We start from the raw sequence: 3,257 nt of genomic DNA, 5'->3' as shown, positions 1-3,257 counted from the left end.
CGCGGCGCCAGCGCGATGACACCGAAATGCGGACGCAGCGGAATCCGCACGCCGTCGAGCACATCGTGGCGCCGCCGCACGGAGGATGGCTGCACCGGCACGCCCGGATAGTCGTAAGTCGCGTGCACGGTGCCGAACGGATCGACCTGCGGGGCCCAGCGATACGAATAGGCGGCACGCGCATAGGGCGCCGCCTCGTCGGCGAAAATCTCGTAGATCGTCACCGCCTCGTGGGCGTGCTGATCGGCGAGGAATTCCTTGTAGTGATAGCCCCACCACGCCGCGACGCTGCTGCCGAACACCCGGCCCTTGAAGTCCGGGTTGCGGCTGGCGCGCGGGACGATGTCGCGAATGCGGATTTCCAGCACGTCGCCGGGCTGCGCGTCCTTCACCGCCACCGGGCCCGTGCAGATATGCACGCCGAAGCCTTCACCGGCGCCGCGGCCGTAGATCGAGGCATCGACCGGACCGGCGCCGCGGCGGTCGACATTCTTCTGATCGTGCGTCCAGTGAAATACGCTCTCGGCGCCGGCATCGCCGCTGATCATACGCTCTGGATCGTCGGAGGCGTGCTGGGTGAGAGTCTCGATGGTGATGGTGTCGCCAGACGCAATCTCGATCTGCGGCGGCAGCGAGCGGCTGAAGTAACCCCAATGCACGCGCGAGGCGTCGGCGGCGAGGTGATGATGCTGCGGCGTGCCGATCGGCTCGGCTTGCGACGCGATCGACTCCGGCGACGGCAGTCGCCGCGCCGCTCCCGCCGGCTGCGGACGAAGTTGCGCCAGAGCCTGCTGCGGCCAACCGCGCTGCGCGGCTGCGGCCGCGTTGGCGACGTGACGCTCGGCCTCGGTCTGGCGATACTCGCGCGGCGACACGCCGAAGCGGTGACGGAAGGCGCGGCTGAAATGCGCCGAGTCGTTGAAGCCGGCGCGGAATGCGATCTCGGAGATCGAGTGATGCGCCTGCGCCGGATTGGACAGATCTGCGCAAGTGCGCTGCAGCCGGCGCTCGCGCAAGTAGTGCGTGAAGCTGGAGCCGGTGCCGCCGAACAGCTTCTGCAGATAGCGCTCCGAGATGCCCTCTGCCGTCGCGACCTTAGCAGGCGTCAGGTCCGGATCGTCGAGCCGGCGCTCGATCGCCTGGCACAGCCGCTGCAATGTCGCGCCGCGGCTCGCGGTGCCGGCATCGAGATCGGCCGTCGCCGGCGCCTGACGCATCAACGTCGGCAGCAGATCGGCAAGGCTCTGCGCCGTCACCGGCCATTCAGTATCGGAGAGGCTTTCCAGATTGCGCGCGGCGGAGTCGAGCATGCGGGCGAATAGCTCGCCGAAGCCGCTCGGCGCGATGGATTGGACTTGCTGCAGCCGCGGCAAGGTCGCGGCGCGGTTGCGCGCGGGATCGCAGGCCACCGAGAGCACCACCGCGCGCAGATCGCGCTGGAACGTCAACGTCCAGCCGCTGGCCGGGGGCAGAACCAGCAGATGCCCGGCGGCGACGATCCGATGACCGGCAGCGGTCTTCAGCGCGGCGCCGTCTTCAAGCGGCAGCAGCACCAGCGGGTGCTCGTGATTGGTGCCGGCCAGTGCCGCGATCGCCTGCGGGCCTGCCGACAGCGTCGCCAGCGTCACGCCGTCCGAACTACGGCGAACCGCGGTGGCGTGGCCGGAATGGCTGGTTGCAACGGCGGCCGGCTGCAAGCCGAGCGAGGACAGCACGTCGCGCCAGGCTTCGGGACGCTCGCCCTCGCAATACGACTCGCTGGAGTAGGGGCGCAAACTCATGACTCGGCCTTCATGGCCGAAACCCTGCAACCCGCGTGCCATCCCGAAGCAGACGGCACACTGCCCCATCACCAGCCGGCCCATCGCGAAACCAGTGGCTAGTCGCAGCGGAACACGTTCTTACGGATGGTTCCGTGCACACCCCAATTGGCGTCGACCACCTGGGTGACGCCGAAATCGGCGCCGACCGACATCAGCGAAATCGCCTCATCCTCGCTCAGCTTGTGCACGGTCATCAGAAACCGGCGCATCTTCCGGAAGGCGTCGCGCATCGCGCGGTCGAGGCTTGAGTGGTTGGCGATTTCGAGCTGCGCGTTGGCGCCGAGTTCCGCCAGATAGTTGGGATAGGTGAAGCCGTAGACCGACCAGGCATCCGGCGTTTCCAGCATCGGATGAGTCAGGCCTTCGAGCGGCGTGCCGCCGAGATCGTTCTTCTTGTGCAGGACGAATTCGAAATCGCCGGTCAGCGAGGTTTCGATCGCGGTGCCGCCGAGCTCGCTGTCACCCTGCGCGGCGTGGGGATCGCCGACCGAGAAGAACGCACCCGGGACGGCCACCGGATAGTACATCTTGGCGCCCTTACCGACGCGCCAGTCGTCGATATTGCCGCCGGTGTAGCTCGGCGGGATCGAGGACACGAAGTCCTCTTCGGACGGCGCCAGACCCATCGTGCCGAAATGCAGCCGCGCCGGCACCTTGACGTTGCCGAGGATGTTTTCGCGCTTGATGATGGTGCGGTGATCGACCCGCACGCCCGGATAATCGATGGTAGGATGCACGATGCCGTCGGGATCGGTCTGCGGCGTCCAGACGTAGTTGTAGACCGCCTTGGCGAACGGCTCGCCCGAGGTGTCCAGCTCGAAGATGGTGATGACTTCGCGCGGCTTCGGCTCCTCGATCAGGTCGTGATAGTGGAAGCCCCAATTCGCCGCGACGTTGGAGCCGAAGCATTTGCCGGCGTGGCAGGCCTTGCAGGCCGGCCGCGGGCGGACGTCGAGAATGCGCACTTCCAGCACGTCGCCCGGCTCGGCGCCCTCGATTGCGACCGGCCCGGTGAGCAGATGGACGCCGACGCCCTCGCCGGAGCCGCGAATGAACGGGCCCTCGGTCGGGCCGGAGCCGCGACGCGCCACCGCCTTGTGCTCGCGGGTCCATTTGAACACGCTCTCGGCGCCGGGATCGCCCTCGATCATGCGCTCGTAGTCGTCGTTCGCGTGGTGCGTCAGCGTCTCGATGGTGGCGCGGTCGCCGGATTTCAGCGTCAGCGCCGGCGCCACCACCTTGCTGAAATAGCCCCAATGAACGGTCTTGGGCGACACCGGGAGCAGATGATGCTTCATGCTGAGATCCTCGACGGGAAGTAAGAAATAAAGCGCTGGGCGATCACTAGACTTCGGCCTCCATGGCGCTGAGGAAGCGCTGCGCCACCGGGTTCTTCGGGCGGGTCAGCACCTCTTCGGCAGGGCCTCCTCGATG

At 67.2% G+C, this 3,257-nt stretch carries 2 protein-coding genes; both read right to left on the bottom strand.

Translation table 11 applies throughout. The features are described from left to right. Nucleotides 1-1,781, bottom strand: a 1,781-nt coding sequence (locus tag I5M_RS10910; RefSeq protein WP_022721435.1) for a helix-turn-helix domain-containing protein, incomplete at its 3' end; no start/stop codon positions are given. A 98-nt stretch (nt 1,782-1,879) separates the two neighbouring features. Further along, complete coding sequence (locus tag I5M_RS10905) at nt 1,880-3,121, bottom strand: acetamidase/formamidase family protein (protein ID WP_022721434.1); 1,242 nt, start codon at nt 3,119-3,121, stop codon at nt 1,880-1,882. Nucleotides 3,122-3,257 lie beyond the last annotated feature (136 nt).

Origin of the sequence: Rhodopseudomonas sp. B29 (genome assembly GCF_000333455.1) — a bacterium.
Taxonomy (GTDB): domain Bacteria; phylum Pseudomonadota; class Alphaproteobacteria; order Rhizobiales; family Xanthobacteraceae; genus Rhodopseudomonas.
This window is presented reverse-complemented; position numbering and strand designations above follow the sequence as displayed.